The sequence below is a fragment of the Kitasatospora sp. McL0602 genome (genome assembly GCF_052076145.1).
In the GTDB taxonomy this organism is placed as follows: Bacteria; Actinomycetota; Actinomycetes; order Streptomycetales; family Streptomycetaceae; genus Kitasatospora.
Genome location: NZ_CP197246.1, coordinates 3,613,916 through 3,630,860, shown reverse-complemented (window position 1 = coordinate 3,630,860; position 16,945 = coordinate 3,613,916). Strand labels below are relative to the sequence as shown.

The 16,945-nt window shown below is 70.6% G+C and carries 18 protein-coding genes; 7 read left to right on the top strand and 11 right to left on the bottom strand.

The genetic code is table 11. The features are described from left to right. Positions 1-79 precede the first annotated feature (79 nt). Positions 80-961, top strand: coding sequence for an alpha/beta fold hydrolase (locus ACR68M_RS16470; RefSeq protein WP_441251263.1), 882 nt, complete (start codon positions 80-82; stop codon positions 959-961). 1 nt (position 962) lies between these two features. Here the strand turns inward: ACR68M_RS16470 and ACR68M_RS16465 are convergent, their stop codons facing one another. Genes ACR68M_RS16465 through ACR68M_RS16455 form a run of 3 tightly spaced genes read right to left on the bottom strand, consistent with a single transcriptional unit; the run spans position 963 to position 2,702 of the window. Next, complete coding sequence (locus tag ACR68M_RS16465) at positions 963-1,418, bottom strand: hypothetical protein (protein WP_441251262.1); 456 nt, start codon at positions 1,416-1,418, stop codon at positions 963-965. Next, positions 1,415-1,963: an RNA polymerase sigma factor gene (locus ACR68M_RS16460; protein WP_441251261.1), complete on the bottom strand. Its 549-nt coding sequence runs from the start codon at positions 1,961-1,963 to the stop codon at positions 1,415-1,417. Before ACR68M_RS16460 ends, ACR68M_RS16465 begins: the two co-directional genes overlap by 4 nt. Then, a complete protein-coding gene (locus ACR68M_RS16455; protein ID WP_441251260.1) occupies positions 1,956-2,702 on the bottom strand; it encodes an MBL fold metallo-hydrolase in 747 nt (248 codons plus the stop codon). The genes ACR68M_RS16460 and ACR68M_RS16455 overlap by 8 nt, the downstream gene beginning before the upstream one ends. A gap of 133 nt (positions 2,703-2,835) precedes the next feature. On the opposite strand from ACR68M_RS16455, the gene ACR68M_RS16450 reads away from it, so the two are divergent. Both ACR68M_RS16450 and ACR68M_RS16445 read left to right on the top strand, forming a co-directional pair. Continuing rightward, the gene (locus ACR68M_RS16450; RefSeq protein WP_441251259.1) at positions 2,836-3,342 is read left to right on the top strand and encodes a SigE family RNA polymerase sigma factor; all 507 of its coding nucleotides are present in this window, start codon (positions 2,836-2,838) and stop codon (positions 3,340-3,342) included. A 67-nt stretch (positions 3,343-3,409) separates the two neighbouring features. After that, positions 3,410-4,216: a hypothetical protein gene (locus ACR68M_RS16445; RefSeq protein ID WP_441251258.1), complete on the top strand. Its 807-nt coding sequence runs from the start codon at positions 3,410-3,412 to the stop codon at positions 4,214-4,216. Positions 4,217-4,566: 350 nt separating this feature from the next. Here ACR68M_RS16445 and ACR68M_RS16440 read toward each other — a convergent pair whose 3' ends face one another. The 3 genes from ACR68M_RS16440 to ACR68M_RS16430 form a co-directional block, all read right to left on the bottom strand. Then, positions 4,567-5,160 carry an HD domain-containing protein gene (locus tag ACR68M_RS16440; RefSeq protein ID WP_441251257.1) on the bottom strand — a complete coding sequence of 198 codons (594 nt, stop codon included), beginning with the start codon at positions 5,158-5,160 and terminating at the stop codon, positions 4,567-4,569. A gap of 312 nt (positions 5,161-5,472) precedes the next feature. Then, complete coding sequence (gene dnaB / locus ACR68M_RS16435; RefSeq protein ID WP_441251256.1) at positions 5,473-8,388, bottom strand: replicative DNA helicase; 2,916 nt, start codon at positions 8,386-8,388, stop codon at positions 5,473-5,475. Continuing rightward, positions 8,385-8,525, bottom strand: a complete 141-nt coding sequence (locus ACR68M_RS16430) for a hypothetical protein (RefSeq protein WP_441251255.1) — start codon at positions 8,523-8,525, stop codon at positions 8,385-8,387. Before ACR68M_RS16430 ends, dnaB begins: the two co-directional genes overlap by 4 nt. A 391-nt stretch (positions 8,526-8,916) precedes the next feature. Here ACR68M_RS16430 and ACR68M_RS16425 point away from each other — a divergent pair, with 391 nt between their 5' ends. After that, entirely contained in the window at positions 8,917-10,257 is a 1,341-nt protein-coding gene (locus tag ACR68M_RS16425; protein ID WP_441251254.1) for an MATE family efflux transporter, read from the top strand. Between the two features lie 97 nt (positions 10,258-10,354). On the opposite strand, the gene rplI is transcribed toward ACR68M_RS16425, so the two are convergent. From rplI to rpsF, 4 genes are all read right to left on the bottom strand, one after another. After that, on the bottom strand, positions 10,355-10,801 hold the full coding sequence (gene rplI, locus ACR68M_RS16420) for a 50S ribosomal protein L9 (RefSeq protein ID WP_441251253.1): 447 nt from the start codon (positions 10,799-10,801) through the stop codon (positions 10,355-10,357). A gap of 17 nt (positions 10,802-10,818) precedes the next feature. After that, on the bottom strand, positions 10,819-11,055 hold the full coding sequence (rpsR, locus tag ACR68M_RS16415; RefSeq protein ID WP_030270170.1) for a 30S ribosomal protein S18: 237 nt from the start codon (positions 11,053-11,055) through the stop codon (positions 10,819-10,821). A gap of 134 nt (positions 11,056-11,189) precedes the next feature. Then, positions 11,190-11,798, bottom strand: coding sequence for a single-stranded DNA-binding protein (locus ACR68M_RS16410; RefSeq protein ID WP_441251252.1), 609 nt, complete (start codon positions 11,796-11,798; stop codon positions 11,190-11,192). A 103-nt stretch (positions 11,799-11,901) separates the two neighbouring features. Continuing rightward, on the bottom strand, positions 11,902-12,192 hold the full coding sequence (gene rpsF, locus ACR68M_RS16405) for a 30S ribosomal protein S6 (protein WP_441251251.1): 291 nt from the start codon (positions 12,190-12,192) through the stop codon (positions 11,902-11,904). 300 nt (positions 12,193-12,492) lie between these two features. Between rpsF and ACR68M_RS16400 the strand changes: the two genes are divergently transcribed. From ACR68M_RS16400 to ACR68M_RS16390, 3 genes are all read left to right on the top strand, one after another. Further along, positions 12,493-12,798 (top strand): hypothetical protein, encoded by a 306-nt coding sequence (locus ACR68M_RS16400; protein ID WP_441251250.1) that lies wholly within the window; start codon positions 12,493-12,495, stop codon positions 12,796-12,798. A 227-nt stretch (positions 12,799-13,025) separates the two neighbouring features. Next, on the top strand, positions 13,026-14,144 hold the full coding sequence (locus tag ACR68M_RS16395; RefSeq protein WP_441251249.1) for a lipid II:glycine glycyltransferase FemX: 1,119 nt from the start codon (positions 13,026-13,028) through the stop codon (positions 14,142-14,144). Between the two features lie 34 nt (positions 14,145-14,178). Then, the gene (locus tag ACR68M_RS16390) at positions 14,179-15,207 is read left to right on the top strand and encodes an alanine racemase (RefSeq protein ID WP_441251248.1); all 1,029 of its coding nucleotides are present in this window, start codon (positions 14,179-14,181) and stop codon (positions 15,205-15,207) included. Here the strand turns inward: ACR68M_RS16390 and ACR68M_RS16385 are convergent. After that, on the bottom strand, positions 15,204-16,772 hold the full coding sequence (locus ACR68M_RS16385; RefSeq protein ID WP_441251247.1) for a glycosyltransferase family 87 protein: 1,569 nt from the start codon (positions 16,770-16,772) through the stop codon (positions 15,204-15,206). The genes ACR68M_RS16390 and ACR68M_RS16385 overlap by 4 nt on opposite strands. Positions 16,773-16,945 lie beyond the last annotated feature (173 nt).

The window sequence follows — 16,945 nt, the reverse complement described above, 5'->3', positions numbered from 1 at the left end:
AACCCGAGGGAACCTCTGCCCCCCGCCGCCCCTCCTGACCGGACGACAGCACCACCGGCCGCCCGGCAGAGGAGCCCTCATGACCGTCAGCACCCGCCCCGTCCCACACCTCGAAGGCGCCGAACACCGCTGGATGACGGTCCGTGGAGCCCGGCTCCACCTGGCCGAGTTCGGCACCGGCGAACCCGTCCTGCTGCTGCACGGCTTCCCGCAGCACTGGTACGCCTGGCGACGGCTCGTCCCCCTGCTCGCCGCCGACCACCGGCTGATCTGCGTCGACCTGCGCGGCTTCGGCTGGTCCGAACAGACCCCGCGCGGCTACGACACCGAATCCCTCACCGCCGACGTGCTCGCGCTGCTGGACACCCTCGGGCTCGACCGGGTCACGCTGGTCACCCACAACTGGGCCGCCGGGGTGGGCTTCCGGCTCGGCCGCCAGGCCCCGGCCCGCATCCGGGCCTTCCTCGCCCTGAACGCCATGAACCCCTGGACACCGCACCGCCGCATCCTGCCGCAGCTGTGGCGGATGTGGTTCACGGCCTTCATCGAGTACCCCGTCGTCGGCCGGCTCGTACTCCGCCACTGGCCCGCCTTCACCCGGCACCTGCTGCGCCGGGCCGTCGCCGACCCGGCCGGGTGGCAGCCCGCCGAACTCACCGAGTTCACCGAGGCGACCCAGACCTCCGCCCACGCCGGCCAGGCGCTCATGTGGCAGTACGTGCTGCACGAGATCCCGGCGGGCCTTCGCGGCACCCACCGGCGCAGCCGCCTGACGGTGCCCACGCTCCTGCTCGGCGGCGAGCACGACCCGGTCTTCCCCCCGGCAGCCCCGACCGACACCGCCTCGTACGCCGACGACCTCACCGTCACGACGGTGCCGGGAGCCGGCCACCATCTGCATGAGGAACGCCCGGAGTTGGTCGCCGAGGCACTACGGAGCCTGCTCGCCCGGACGACCTGACTCAACGCAGCGCGGCCCGCCGCTCCACCTCCCGGAAGAACGCCCGGGTGCGGCGCTCCCCGAGCAGACGCCGGTAGGCGCTCTGCACCGGGCCGAGCACGGCGGGCCGCACCGCACCGCAGACCGCGAGCCGAGTCCCACCGCCCTCCGGGACGGCCGCCATGCCCATCGTCACCAGCCGGGACTGCATCAGACACCACCCCGGGCGCAGCCGCACCTCGAACGGACCGCGCAGGCCCAGCACGTCCACCGCACGGGCCTCCTTCCGCTCACTGTCCCCCGGCGCGACCCGGAACTCCCGGACGAACGAGATGAGATGGGGCAGCTCACCCTCCAGGTCGGCGACCACCGCCCACACCTGCTCGAACGGCAGACCGATCAACCGCTCCCCGTACAGCGGGTCGCGCAGCCCGGCCGCCAACACCCGCAGCCGACCCACCGGGTCCGGTGCACTCATCGCGTCCACGCCTTCCGGAAGGAGGAACGGGCCCTGCTCAGCCGTGACTTCACAGTCCCCTCCGGTATGTCGAGCACCTCGGCCGTCCCCCGCTCGTCCAACCCCTCCAACTCCCGCAGCACGAGCACCGCCCGGTGCCGCACCGGCATCCGCGCCAGCAGATCCCGTACCTCGGAGCCCAGTTCGGCACCCCCGACCGCCGCCATCCGGTCAGCCAGCCGGTCACCGATGCGGGCCATCTCCTCCGGGCCCGCCGCCACCTCCTGCGAAGTCCGCCGCGCCACCCGCACCGCCTCCCGCACCGTCACCGACCGCACCCACCCGTAGAACGCCACCGGCTCCCGCACGCCCTTCAGCCCACGGAAGACCGCCAACAGCGACTCCTGCACCGCATCAGCCGTGTCCCGAGGAGCAATCGGCGCACAGAGCCGCGTCACGTACGGAGTCACCAACCTCAACAGATCGTCCATCGCCAGCGCATCCCCCCGCTGCGCCGCCCGCACCAACGGCGCCGCCACCTCCCAGGGCCGCATCTCCTCACCCATCCGCCGCCACCCGGCCCTCCAGCACCAGCGCCCGGATGTGCGCCGCCTGCCCGCGCACGAACGACTCACCCACCGGCTCGCCGTGCCCCGGCACGAAGACCGCACCCGGCCCGGCGAAGGCCACCAACGCATCCAGCGTCGTCGCCCACTCCCCCGGGAAGCAGTCCGCCCCGAAGGCCGGAGGCCCCGACTCCTCGACCAGATCACCGACGAACACCACACCCGCGTCCGGCACCCGCACCACCAGATCACCGTCGGTGTGCCCACGCCCCAGATGACGCAGCTGGACCACCCGGCCGCCACCCAGATCGAGGGTGTGCTCCCGCTCGACCTCGCGATCGGGCGCCACCTCCACCAACTCGGCGATCCTGGCCGCCCACTCCGGCCCCCGCCCCGCCAGGTACGCCCGGAACTCCGCCGCCCTCGGGTCGTCCGCCGCCGCCCGCATCGCCGCGACCGCCGCCCGGTGCGCCCAGATCTCCGCCGCCGGCAGCTGCCTCGGCGCGGCGAACTCGGCGTTCCCCCAGACATGGTCGAAGTGCACATGCGTGTTGACCACCCACCGCACCGGTGCGCTCGACAACTCCCGCAGCTGCGCCCGCACCTCCCGCGCCTCGGCCAACCCGCACCGGGTGTCCACCAGCAGCAGCCCGCCCTCCCCTGCCACCACCCCCACCGTCACGTCACACGGCTCGTACCGCCGCCGGAACACCCCGTCCGCGACCTCGATCCACCCCATGGCCGCGATCCTCCCACGGCCCCCGGGGCGGGCTCCGTACAAAAGTGCTCCGCTGACGCGACATCCTGACGTCTCACGTAGTCATCAGGGGTATGCACGGGGATCACGTAACAAGGGAACAGGCGGGAACCGAGTGAAGTCAGCACAGGAGGATGAGTACCTGGAGTTCGTGGCCGCGAGGGGGAAGGCGCTGTACCGCTCGGCGTACGTCCTCGCGGTCGGCGACACGCATCTCGCCGAGGACCTGGTCCAGGAGACCCTCAGCCGGGTGTACGTGCACTGGAAGAAGGTGGCCCGTGCGGACAGCCCGGCGGCCTACGCCCAGACGGTCCTGGTCCGCACCTTCCTCAGCCTGCGGCGTCGGCGGAGCACCGGAGAACGCCCCACGGGGAGCCTGCCCGACGGTGCAGCAGCCGGCCCGGACACCGCGCTGCGGCTGACCCTGCTGGATGCGCTCGGCCAACTCCCGCCCCGCGACCGGGCGGTGCTCCTGCTGCGCTACTGGGAGGACCGCAGCATCGAGGAGACCGCCCAGATGCTCAAGCTGAGCAGCAGCGCGGTCCGCTCCCAGGGCACCCGTGCACTCGGCAGGGTGCGTGCACTGCTCGGCGACAGCCTGTCCGACCTGGTCCTGCACTGACACATCAGTGGGCCCAGGTCAGAACCGCCCCGAACACCCCATCAGTGACAGAAAAGGTGACACCAGCATGCCGTTCGAAGCAGACCTCGCACACGCCCTGGACCGCACGACCGACTCCATCGAACCCGATCTCACCCCGCTCCTGGGCGCAGCCGTCACGCAAGGGCGCAGCCGTCGGCGTCGGCGCAGCGCAGGCGTCGTCCTCGGGGTCAGCGCCTGCGCCGCACTCGCGGCAGCCGGCCTGGTGAGCCCCGGCGCACTCCCCGGGACACACTCCAGCTCCGAGTTCGAGACGGTCGCGCTGGCGATGCCCCGTTCGGCGATCAGCGGCAACCAGATGATCAAGACCCTGGAGACGACGTTCCCCGGCGGCCGGTTCACCCAGGAGACCGGGCAGAGCAACAACCCCTCGGACCCGAACAGCGGGTACGTCGCCAACGGTGGGCTGCTCCTCGACGACGGGCACGGCATCGCCTCGGTCGGCGTCTCGGCCGTCCGGCTCAAGCTGCCGCTCAAGGACGGCGACGGGCTGAGCTGCGAGCAGACCCCCGCGCGCCCCGCAGGTGACAGCTGCACCGTGACCGAGCTGCCGAGCAGCGCCACAGTTCCCGGCGGGGCCGTGGTGATGTCCGAGCAGGCCGCAGCCCGGCACCCAGCCGGCGTCGCCGACACCGGCACCCGCCGCTGGACGGTCACGGTGACCCTGAAGTCGACCGGCGCACAGGTCCAGCTGGTCCAGTGGAACAGCACCGGCGCCGGCACCGGCGCCGAGGTGCCGAAGCCGACCCGCACCGCACCCCCGCTCTCCGAGCAGCAGGCAATCGCCGTCCTCACCGGTCCCACCTGGGCCCCCATCCTCGGTGCCGTCGCCTGACCCGTTGAACCACCGATAGCGGGGGCAACCCCCCATGACCTGTTGCTCCGGCAGGTCCGAGAGAAGAAGAAACACAACCGGCCACCCCCGAGCCCGCCGGTCCCCGACCCCCGGAGCCTCTGCCCGTCGCGGGTCCCGAGCACACCCCCGGAAACGCCCACCTGGACCGCGCCGCCATTCAGCCGCCGCGCGCAGGTACGCAGCCACGCCTCGATCCGGGCCCGGCTCTGCTCGGCTTCCCCACTCAGCGCATCGTTTCTTCTTCTCCCGCGCCTGCCGGAGCAGCGGGCATCCCCCCTGAGACTGAATCAGCACTCAGTACCCGAGGCAGGGACTGCCACGGATCAGCGTCAGCTGTGCACCGGGTAGGACATCTGGAAGGCCAGCCGCTCATCGGATCCGTCCCCGACCCGGGTGAGGACCTCGTCCAGATTCATGAACTCCTCCCATGCAGCCCGGCCACTGCTCCGGGAGAGCTCAACCACCACGAGATCCTCCAGGTCGGGGACTCGCTTGTTCTTCCAAATCTTGTCGGCCAAGCTCACGAGCAGATCCTCGATCCCGACACCCTGGACGTCCCAGGAGGCATGGCTGCCGGCGAAGCGGGCCAGCTCGGCGCTAACCCCGTGCGCCAACAGGAGCTCTCGCCCGGCCTCTTCGTGTTCCGAACCAGGGCCGGACAGCTCAGCGGCATGCACGGTCTTGCCGATGTCGTGCGTCGCCGCCCCGAAGAGCACCGCCTCGCGGTCGAAGACCAGCGCAGGATACTGCGGCTCGACCCAGGCGATGAGTTGCGAGGCGACATCATGGACTGCTCGAAGGTGAGCAACGAGCCGAGGTGGGGCGTCAAGTCGCTGCAGCAGTTCGGCGATCCTCATCGGCAACGGCCGGAGCGGTGGCCCCTGAGTGTCGCCCACTGAAATCGACAGCACGGTAGTCGTCATCGCCTCAGGGTAATCACCGCGTTCCGAGGCATCAGAGTCTGCTGTTCCCTGCTGCGCTCACAGAGTTTCGAGGAACTTCCGCACGGTGGCTGCGAATCCCACGGGGTCGGGTCTCGTGGACGGTGTGGCCGGTCGGGAGCTCGACGAGCCGGGTGTTGGGGCGGCGGGCCGCCATGTCCTCCGCGTGCTTCGCTGCGAGAGTGTCGCTGAGGGTTCCGTGGATGAGCAAGGCAGGGCAGTCGCTGGCCAGCCGACCCAGCGGCGTTCAGCAGCCCCGGCCCAGCCGGGTCGAGGCTGCCCCAGCCACCCGCGTCACTCCCGCGTCATGTCGACGAAGCGGGAGTAGTGGCCCTGGAAGGCGACGGTGATGGTGGCGGTCGGGCCGTTACGGTGCTTGGCGACGATCAGGTCGGCCTCGCCGGCTCGGGGGGACTCCTTCTCGTAGGCGTCCTCGCGGTGGAGCAGGATGACCATGTCGGCGTCCTGCTCGATGGAGCCGGATTCGCGGAGGTCGGAGACCATCGGCTTCTTGTCGGTGCGCTGTTCAGGGCCACGGTTCAGCTGGGAGAGGGCGATGACCGGGACTTCCAGCTCCTTGGCCAGCAGCTTCAGGTTTCGCGACATGTCGGAGACCTCCTGCTGCCGGCTCTCGGCGCGCCGCGAGCCGCCGGACTGCATCAGCTGGAGGTAGTCGATGACCACCAGCTTGAGGTCGGCCCGCTGCTTCAGCCGCCGGCACTTGGCGCGGATCTCCATCATCGACAGGTTCGGCGAGTCGTCGATGTACAGCGGCGCCGCCGTGACGTCCGGCATCCGCCGGGCGACGCGCGTCCAGTCGTCGTCCGTCATGTTGCCCGAACGCATGTGGTGCAGCGCGACCCGGGCCTCGGCGGAGAGCAGACGCATGGCGATCTCGTTGCGCCCCATTTCGAGCGAGAAGATCACGCTCGGCAGGCCGTTGGTGATCGAGCAGGCCCGCGAGAAGTCCAGGGCGAGCGTGGAGTTGTGGACGACGATGTCGTCGGCGACGAAGTTGTGCGTGCCGTCGACGGTGAGGTCGTACACCTGCGCCTCGCCCGCCGGCACGATCGACTCGATCCTGTCCCACTGGACATCGGAGGAGGCGATGTCCAGCAGCGGGCGGGAGTCCAGCGCCTTGGCGAGCTCCATCAACCGGTGCCTGCTCAGTTGCTGCCCGACATGCCAGTTGTGCTTCCGCGGACGGCCGGTCCGGGCACTCACCTCGGCCCAGCTCAGCTCGCCCTTCTCGGCCTTGACCAGCTCCCAGATCTCAGCGGGGATCAGATCGAGATTCGGCTGACCGACCCGCTCGCCGACGCTCACCAGCACCTCGGCGAGCTGCCGCTCCCTGGAGAAGATGCCGACCCGGGCGGCAAAGGTACGGATCTGGTCGATGTCGTGGATCAGCACCTGGAACGCCGGACGCCGCTCACCCTGGTACTCCACCGTGCGGCGGACCACCTTGGCGACGATGCCCAGCCGCAGCAGCAGGTGCGCGACATCGCGCGCGAGCCGCTCGCTCACCGAGCAGTAGCCGACCTGCGGCTGGTTGCCGGGCTTCGACACCGAGGCCCAGCCGTCGGTGGCGTAGAGGCGGGAGAGGAAGAGCGCGATCTGCTGCTCGGGCAGCCGGAAGAAGACCTCGGGGACGAACTCGGTGTGGCTCCCCGCCCCCATCAGACCCCACTGCTCAAGGCGCTCGGTGAGCTGGTTCCCGCCCGGGACGGCGCTGGGGAAGGAGACCCGCGAAGGGTGCTGATGTCCTTCGTCCGCCTCCTCGGAGCACTCCACGTCGCCACAGTCACGGAGCACCGAGTGGTGCGGACGCAACATCAGCTGACGCGCCCAACCGTCGGCGTCGCCCCGGATCTCGGGCGAGCAGGCCGTGAGGTGAGGTGTGGCCCCCCGCAGCGAGCCATCACCGAGCAGGTAGCCCGTGAGGGCCACCAGCGCACTGGGCAGCTCCGCCGATGCCCTGGCCGGGAGATCCCGTGCCACGGCGATCCGGTCCCCCGGGCGCAGCTCTTCCAGCGGCACCCATCCCCGCAGCGTGCGGAAGGGATGGTTCGGGGTGGCGGTGATCGAGCGTCCGAGCTGGGTCGTCAGCGTCAGGACGGACCGGCGGCCGTTGTCGATGAAGTCCGAGGGATGGATGCTGCGCAGCTTCCAGTCGTCCCCGAGCGTGTGGACTTCGAGCTTCTCTCCGGCCTGACCTCGGCGTACGAAGTCCGCGACGGTGACGCGCTCCCCGGTGGTCGACTCCACCAGCATTGTCGTGTCCGCGACACACTTACCCATGGCGGGTCGTGCCGCGATGACGATCATCTGGCCCGGGTGCAGGCCGTTGGTCAGCGCGTCGAGGTCGGCGAAGCCGGTGGGGACGCCGGACATCTGGCCCTGGCGGGAGCCGATGGCCTCGATCTCGTCGAGGGCGCCCTCCATGATGTCGGCGAGGGGGGCGTAGTCCTCGCTGGTGCGCTGCTCGGTGACGGCGTAGATCTCGGCCTGGGCAGCGTTGACGATCTCGTCGACGTCGCCCTCGGCGGCGTATCCCATGCCGGCGATCCGGGTGCCCGCCTCGACCAGGCGGCGCAGGACGGCGCGCTCGTGGACGATCTCGGCGTAGTACTCGGCGTTGGCCGCGGTCGGGACGGAGTTGACCAGGGTGTGCAGGTAGCCGGGGCCGCCGACCCGGGTCAGCTCGCCGCGCTTGGTGAGCTCGCTGGCGACGGTGATCGGGTCGGCGGGCTCGCCCCGGGCGTAGAGGTCGAGGATCGCGCTGTGGATCAGCTCGTGGGCCGGGCGGTAGTAGTCGAGCGGCTTGAGCACCTCGACGACGTCCGCGATGGCGTCCTTGGAGAGCAGCATGCCACCCAGGACGGACTGCTCGGCGGCGAGATCCTGCGGGGGCACCCGCTCGAAGCCGTCGGCGGGCTGGCGGTCGGCGCCGGAGTCCTCGTCCCGCTTGCGCTTCCCGCCGTAGCCCGACCCGGAGCCGGAGCCGGACCCGCCGGACCCGCCGGATCCACCGCCGCCGCCGAAGCCCTTGCCGCCCCCCTTGCCGCCGTCGCCGCCCTTGCGCGACACGGGCAGCCGGTCGCCCGGCCCGTCCGGGAAGGGCCCCGGGGGGAAGGCGTCGTCGGACGGCTGCCAGTCGTCCTCCGGCGGCGGAGGTACGTCGTGGTCGTCGTACTGGGGGCCGGTCACGCGTGTTCCCCGATCAGCGAGCGGTGCGAGTGGAGCGAGTGGAGCGAGTGGAGCAGGACGTACAGGAGGTGCGGGAAGTGCTGGTGGAACAGATGGAGCAGGTGGAACAGGGTGCCGCGACCGTGCCGGTGGCGCACCTTCCTTCATACGCCACCGTGCGGACAAATCCGGCACCGGGTGGCAGGTGTCGCCCGGACCGAACCGCGGGCAGGCGTCCACGCTAAGGGGCCGGACGTCGATCGGCCAAGATGGTTATCCACAGGGCATGTGGATGACGGGCCCCCAGCTGTGGGTAACTGCCTCGAACCTGTGCACAACTCTGTGGACATCACTGTGGATAACCACACCATCTACTCGGCGTCAACGCTCTGACCTGCAACTACTCCTTCCACCGGCTGTGCATGAGAAATACTTCACACAGCTTGGCCGCCACTCCGACGACCCACCCGGGTCACAGCCCTATCCCCCTTTCAGGTAAGCATCAACAAGGCATTGCACCTCTTACCTGTGGATGAGTACGCTGGCCCGATGACCACCGCCCCAGCCCGCCGGCAGCCGGAGCCCCGCCGCCACGACCGCGAGATCCTCGCCCTGGCCCTCCCGGCCTTCGGCGCGCTCGTCGCCGAGCCGCTCTTCCTGATGGCCGACTCCGCGATCGTCGGCCACCTCGGCACCGCCCAGCTGGCCGGCTTCGGCGTCGCCGCCGCCGTGCTCTCCACCGTCACCGGGGTGTTCGTCTTCCTCGCGTACGCCACCACCGCCGCCGTCGCCCGCCGGATCGGCGCCGGCGACCGGCAGGCCGCCGTCCAGCAGGGCATGGACGGCATCTGGCTCGCCCTGCTGCTCTCCGGCGCGGTGGTCGCGCTCACCCTGCTGCTCGCCCCGCAGGCCGCCGCCGCCCTCGGCGCCTCCCCCACCGCCACGCCGTACGCCGTCACCTACCTGCGTATCAGCGCGCTGGGCATCCCGGCGATGCTCATGGTGATGGCGGCGACCGGCGTGCTGCGCGGCTTCCAGGACACCCGTACGCCGCTGCTGGTCGCGATCGGCGGCTTCGGCGCCAACATCCTGCTGAACCTCGGCCTGGTCTACGGCGCCGGGCTCGGGGTCGCCGGGTCCGCCTGGGGCACCGTGCTCGCCCAGACCGGGATGGCCGCCGCCTACCTGCTGGTGGTCGTCCGGGGTGCGCGGCGCGAGGGCGCGAGCCTGCGCCCGGACACCGCCGGGATACGGGCCTGCGCCAGGGCGGGCGGGCCGCTGCTGATCCGTACGCTGAGCCTGCGGGCCGTGCTGATGATCGCCACCGCCGTCGCCGCCGGGCTCGGGGACGTGCAGATCGCCGCGCACCAGATCACCATGACGATCTGGGTCTTCCTGTCCTTCGCCCTGGACGCCATCGCGATCGCCGGCCAGGCCATCGTCGGCCGGTACCTGGGGGCCGCGGACGTGCCCGGCACCCGGGCCGCCGCGCGGCGGATGGTGCAGTGGGGCATCGGCGCGGGGGTGGTGCTCGGGCTGCTGATGCTGCTGGCGCGGCCGCTCTACGTGCCGCTGTTCACCGGCGACCCCGCCGTCCGGCACCAGCTGTCGGTGGCCCTGCTGCTGGCCGCGCTGACCCAGCCGGTGGGCGGGCTGGTGTTCGTGCTGGACGGGGTGCTGATGGGTGCCGGGGACAGCAGCTACCTGGCCTGGGCGATGCTCGGCACCCTCGCGGTCTTCGCCCCGGTGGCGCTCTGCGTCCCGGCCTTCGGCGGCGGGCTGGCGGCGCTCTGGGGGGCGATGAACCTCTTCATGCTGACCCGGGGCGTCCTGCTCTGGCGCCGCTTCCGCACCGGTGCCTGGCTGGTCACCGGCGCCGTCCGGGCCTGAGCGGCTGCGGGAACAAGCAGCGAAACGAACGACCGAGGGCCGGACTCCCCGTGGGGAGTCCGGCCCTCAGACGTACAGCGAGCAGCTAGCGCTCGGTTCAGGCGGAGACGACGACAACGTCGAGGTTGGCCTGGACATCGGCGAGCAGCTTGACGGAGACACGGTGGGTGCCCACGGTCTTGATCGGCGAGCCGATCGCGACAGCGCGCTTGTCCACGGCCGGGCCGTTGGCGGCCTTGATGGCCTCCACGACGTCAGCCTGGGTCACCGAGCCGAACAGGCGGCCGGCGTCGCCGGAGCGAACGGCCAGCTTGACCTGGAGGCCCTCGAGCTTGCCCTTGATCTCGTTGGCAGCCTCAAGGGTCTGGATCTCGTGGATCTTGCGGGCGCGACGGATCGCGTCGACGTCCTTCTGGCCGCCCCGGGTCCAGCGAATGGCGAAGCCACGCGGGACCAGGTAGTTGCGGGCGTAGCCGTCCTTGACCTCGACGACCTCGCCGGCCGAGCCGAGACCGGGAACCTCGTGCGTGAGGATGATCTTCATGTTTCGGTCACCCTCTCTTAGCGCGTGGTGGAGGTGTAGGGCAGCAGCGCCATCTCACGGCTGTTCTTCACGGCCGTGGCGACGTCACGCTGGTGCTGGGTGCAGTTGCCGGTGACCCGGCGAGCGCGGATCTTCCCGCGGTCGGAGATGAACTTGCGGAGCAAGTTCGTGTCCTTGTAGTCAACGTAGTTGACCTTGTCCTTGCAGAAGACGCAAACCTTCTTCTTCGGCTTGCGAGCAGGCGGCTTCGCCATTGTGTGCTCCATTTGGGGTTCACGACCCGCAGGGTGCCAGGCACCCAACAGGTCGCACGAAATCTCTCAGCATGCCTGAGCCTGTGCTCCGGCGACCCGAAGGGTCACGCGAAGCAGGCTCGGCGCGCACCGCTCTAGAACGGAGGCTCTTCCGAGTAGCCGCCACCGGCCGGGGCACCCCAGCCGCCGCCACCCTGGTTTCCACCAGAGGGGGGAGTGCTGGACGCCCACGGGTCGTCGGAGGGGCCGGACTGGCCGCCGCCGGAGTTGCCCTGGTTCGGGCCTCCCCAGCTGCCGCCGCCCTGCTGGCCGCCGCCGAAGCCGCCGCCACTGGCGCCACCGAAACCACCGCCGGGGCCGCCCTGCTGCCCACCGGACCGGTTGGCCCGGGTGACCTTGGCGGTCGCCGAACGCAGGCTCGGACCGACCTCGTCGACCTCGACCTCGAAGACCGTGCGCTTCTCGCCTTCCTTGGTCTCGTAAGACCGCTGGCGCAGTCGGCCCTGCACGATGACGCGCATGCCGCGCTGCAGCGATTCGGCGACGTTCTCCGCGGGCTGACGCCAGACGTTGCACGTGAGGAAGAGGCTCTCGCCGTCCTTCCACTCGTTGGTCTGACGGTCGAAGGTCCGCGGCGTCGAAGCGATGCGGAACTTGGCGACCGCGGCACCCGAAGGGGTGAAGCGCAGCTCGGGGTCGTCGACGAGATTGCCGACGAGGGTGATGACGGTCTCGCCTGCCATGGTGGTGATGACCTCTCGGAAAGAAGTTCTGCGGTGCTCGTCCTCTGTTTCACGTGAAACAGCGGACGTGAACCACCCGACGCCTAGGGCGTCAGGAAGTGGCTCAGTGGGTGTCCGGGCGCAGGACCTTGGTCCGCAGAACCGACTCGCTCAGGCCAAGCTGGCGGTCGAGCTCCTTGACGACCGCAGGCGTGGCCTGCAGGTCGATGACCGAGTAGATGCCCTCGGACTGCTTGTTGATCTCGTAAGCCAGACGGCGGCGACCCCAGGTGTCGACCTTCTCGACCTTGCCGCCGCCGTTGCGGACGACAGCGAGGAAGTTCTCGATCAGGGGGGAGACAGCGCGCTCCTCGACCGAGGGGTCGAGGATGACCATCAGCTCGTAGTGACGCATGAGAAACCCACCTCCTTTGGACTCAGCGGCCACGGTCTCTCCGTGGCAGGAGGGTTGTGCAGCGTCGACACTGGTGCAGTGACGACCTCCTCCCACCGTAGTGAGGAGGACTGACATCTGGCCTCCGACGCCCTGAGGGCAGACGGGGGCACAACTACACCAGTGCAGACCGCACAGCCTACCTGCACCCGTACGGCCGAACAAAATGCATAGGGGTTGTGATCCACGCCCCAACCGCCGCAATCTGTACAGAACGGCGCCCGAGCGTCAGGGCGTGAGACCACCCAGGAGGTGGGTTCCATGGCACAGACCATCCGTCGATTCCCGTCGGTCACGCTCAACACCGACGGCCATCCGCACCCTCGCGAGAACACGCTCGTCGGCCTGACCGTGGTGTTCGGCCTGCTGGCGTTCATCACCTCGTTCTTCCACGGGCTGCACATGCTGAGCTCGTGGACCGGCCTGGCCGGGATCGTCACCGGCCTCTGGGGCCAGTTCATCTCGGTCACCACGGCGGAGCGGTTCGTCGTGGTCATCGCGCTCGGCGCGTCGCTGTTCGGCTTCGGCATCGGCCTCGCGCACGGTGGGCTGTTCGGCGGGCTCTAGCGGCGGGGGCGTGCGATGACCGGCTCGCGCCGAGCGGAGCCTCACTCACCCTGACCGGCCCGGACCAAGCCCCCCTGATGGCGTAACTTACGGCGTCCTCCTCGCGTAGATACCTGTGCACAGGTCTGCGAGGAGGGCGCCGTCGCGTTGGCGCCACCCGCCCGAAACGGACCATTCGGGCGATAGGGTCACCCCTGGACCAGCCGACCGAGGAGGAAAACCCCAGCATGAGCTTGCGCCTGAGGACGATCACCCGCGAGGAACACCTGGCTTTCGTCAGTAGCCGCCCGTCGGCCAGTCACATGCAGGTGCCCTCGTGGGGCGACGTGAAGGCCGAGTGGCGCTCGGAGAGCATCGGCTGGTTCGAGCCCTCCGGCGAGCAGGTCGGCGCGGGTCTGGTGCTCTACCGGCAGCTGCCCAAGGTGAAGCGGTACCTGGCGTACCTGCCCGAGGGCCCGGTGATCGACTGGTTCGACCGGGATCTGGAGCAGTGGCTGGAGCCGATGCTGGCGCACCTGAAGAAGCAGGGCGCGTTCTCGGTGAAGATGGGCCCGCCGGTGGTGATCCGCCGCTGGGAGGCCCCCACCATCAAGGAGGCGATCGCCGGCAAGGAGGCCAAGCGCCTGCGCGACGTCGAGCCCGACTGGTACGAGCCGAGGGCCTTCGAGGTCGCCGACCGCCTGCGCAAGTCCGGCTGGCTCCAGGGCGAGGACGGCGGCGCCGGCTTCGGCGACGTCCAACCCCGATACGTCTTCCAGGTGCCGCTGGCCAACCGCTCACTGGACGACGTCCAGCGCGGCTTCAACCAGCTCTGGCGCCGCAACATCAAGAAGGCCGAGAAGAGCGGCGTCGAGGTCGTCCAGGGCGGCTACGAGGACCTCGGGGTCTTCCACCAGCTCTACCTGGTGACCGCTGCCCGGGACCACTTCACCCCGCGCCCGCTGGCCTACTTCCAGCGGATGTGGAAGGCACTGGCCGCCGAGGGGCCGGACCGGATGCGGCTCTACGTCGCGTACCACGAGGGCGAACCGCTGGCCGCGACCACGATGCTGACGGTCGGTGAGCACGTCTGGTACTCCTACGGCGCCTCCGCCAACCACAAGCGCGAGGTCAAGCCGTCGAACGCGATCCAGTGGCGGATGATGCGCGACGCGTACGCGCTCGGCGCCGGGATCTACGACCTGCGCGGCATCAGCGACACCCTGGAGGAGGACGACCACCTCTTCGGGCTGATCCAGTTCAAGGTGGGCACCGGCGGGCAGGCCGCCGAGTACCTCGGGGAGTGGGACTTCCCGCTCAACAAGCTCCTGCACAAGGCGCTCGACCTCTACATGTCGCGCCGCTGAGACTGCACCTACTTTTTTCTCTCGGGGAGTACCGATGACCCTCTCGCTGTCCGTGGAAACCGCCCGCTGGCGGGCCCACCAGCAGGCCGTGCTGGCCGAGTTCCCCGGGCTGGTGCCGGTCGCCAAGGGCAACGGGTACGGCCTGGGGAACGACCGGCTGGCGGCGGAGGCGCGGCGGCTGGGGACGGGGATGCTCGCCGTGGGGACGGCCGCCGAGGCGCACGCCGCGCTCGTCCACTACCCGGACGACCTACTGGTGCTCACCCCGTACCGGGTCGGCGAGGAGCCGCTCGACCTCCCGGCCCGGGTGGTCCGGACGGTCGCGCACGTGGAGTCGCTGCGGGCGCTGCCGTACGGCACCCGGGTGGTGGTGGAGTGCATGACGAGCATGCGGCGGCACGGGATCGGCCGGGCCGATCTGGCCCGGCTGCCGGTGGACGGCGTCGTCTTTGAGGGCTTCGCCCTGCACCTGCCGCTGGACCGGCCGGACGGCTCGGACCCGGTGGCCGAGGTCGCCGAGTGGGTCTCGGCGATCGCGGCGGTCGGCCTGCCGACCGGCACGGTCTTCCTCAGCCACCTCGGCGCGGCCGATCTCGCCCGGCTCGCCGGGCAGTTCCCGGCGACGGTCTTCCGCTCCCGGATCGGCACCCGGCTCTGGCTCGGTGACACCGGTGCGCTGACGGCCCGCGCCACCGTCCTGGACGTCACCCCGATCGCCAGGGGCGAGCGGTACGGCTACCGCCAGCACAAGGCGCCCTCGGACGGGCACCTGCTGGTGGTGACCGGCGGCACGGCGCACGGCGTCGGCCTGGAGGCGCCGAAGTACCTGCACGGCATGGTGCCGCGGGCCAAAGGCCTGGCCCGAGCCGGCCTGGCGACCGTCAACCGGACGCTCTCGCCGTACTCCTGGTCCGGCCGTCAGCTCTGGTTCGCCGAGCCCCCGCACATGCAGGTCAGCATCCTCTTCCTGCCCGCCGACGCGAAGCCGCCGGCGATCGGCGACGAGCTGCCGCTCAACACCCGCCACACCACGACCCACTTCGACCGGGTCGTCGACCGCTAGGCCGTCCCGTCGGGCTTCCGGTCGTCGGACTTCCCGTCATCGGACTGGCGGTCGCCCCCGGCCGAGACCCAGTCGAGGTCGTCCAGGCGGAACTCCTCGTACGTCCGCTCCTCGCCCAGCCGGCGGGCGGCGCCGAGCACGAAGACGTCGGGCGCGTGGTCGAGCACACCGCCCGACGGGTCGTCACTGCCGTCCCAGCGGACGGGGTCGCGCTCGGGGAGCAGGATGTCGCGGACGATCATCCCGCACAGGTAGAGCGTCCCGGCCAGGTGCAGGACGACGGCGAAGTGGTACCAGTCCTGGCCGATGCCGTGCTGCTTGGAGTCGCTGACGAAGCCCAGGTACGACCAGATGCCGAGGAAGTACAGCGCCTCGCAGGCCTGCCAGATCAGGAAGTCCCGCCAGCGCGGGCGGGCCAGCGCGGCGAGCGGGATCAGCCAGAGCACGTACTGCGGTGAGTAGACCTTGTTGGTGAGGATGAAGGCCGCGACCACCAGGAAGGCCAGCTGGGCGAAGCGCGGGCGCCGGGGGGCGGACAGCGCGAGCCAGCCGATCGCGAGGCAGCAGACCACGAGCAGGATGGCGATCCAGGTGTTGAGGGTGTCCAACTGCTGGTTGCGGTCCTGCATGAGGATCAGCCAGAACGAGCCGTAGTCCTCCTTGCGGGTCTGGCTGAAGGTGTAGAAGGTCGCCCAGCCCTGCCAGTTGGCCAGCATAATCGGGAGGTCGACGATCAGCCAGGCCGCGGCGGCGGCACCGGCCGCCTGGCCGAAGGCCCGCCACCGGCCGGCCCGCCAGCAGAGCACCAGCAGCGGGCCGAGCAGCAGCACGGGGTAGAGCTTCGCGGCGGTGGCCAGGCCGATGAAGACCCCGGCCCAGACCGGGCGGCTGCCGGACCAGTAGGCCATCGCGACGGCGGCCAGCGCGACGGCGAGCAGGTCCCAGTTGATGGTGGCGTCGAGGGCCAGGCAGGGCGCGAGGGCGAAGAGCAGCGCGTCCCAGGGGCGGCGGCGGTGGGTGCGGGTGAGCGCGACGACGATCACCACGGCGCAGACCAGCAGCATCCCGGCGTTGATCATCCAGAACCACTGCTCGCGGCTCTCCCCGGTGCCGCCGAGCGGCGTCAGCCAGCCGGCGATCTGCATGAAGAGCCCGGTCAGCACCGGGTACTCCAGGTACTGCATGTCCGGGCTGGGCTGCGGCAGCTTGTCGAGGTAGGGGTGCAGCCCGACCGAGAAGCCGCGCCCGGTGAAGAGGTGCGGGATGTCGCTGTAACAGGCGTGGGTGTACTGGGCGGTGGCGCCGTGGAACCAGCCGCCGTCGTAGCAGGGCAGCTTCTGCACCATGCCGAGCACGCACGTGACGATCACCGCGAGCGCCAGGAAGCGGGCCGGCACCCACCAGGAGACCCCGAGCAGGGCCCGTCGGCCGGGCGGCCCGCCGAGCACCTCGCTGCCCGCCTCGGCGACCGGGTCCTCGTCCGCCGGGACGACCACGGTGCCGGGCAGCGGTCCGACCGTGGTCACGGCCGGGCCGGGGTTCTCGTCAGGTTCGCTCGACGTCATGGCGGACATGATGCCGCACCGGCCCCGGCCGGACGAGGAGGCCCTGGTAAATACCACTGCCCCGGGCCTCCTGGGCAGGTGGCGCACCGGCCGGGCACCGCCCCCGGGCCCCGGGAACGCCGACGGCGGCCCTCCCGAGGGGAGAGCCGCCGTCCGGTGCGGGGCCCGGTCAA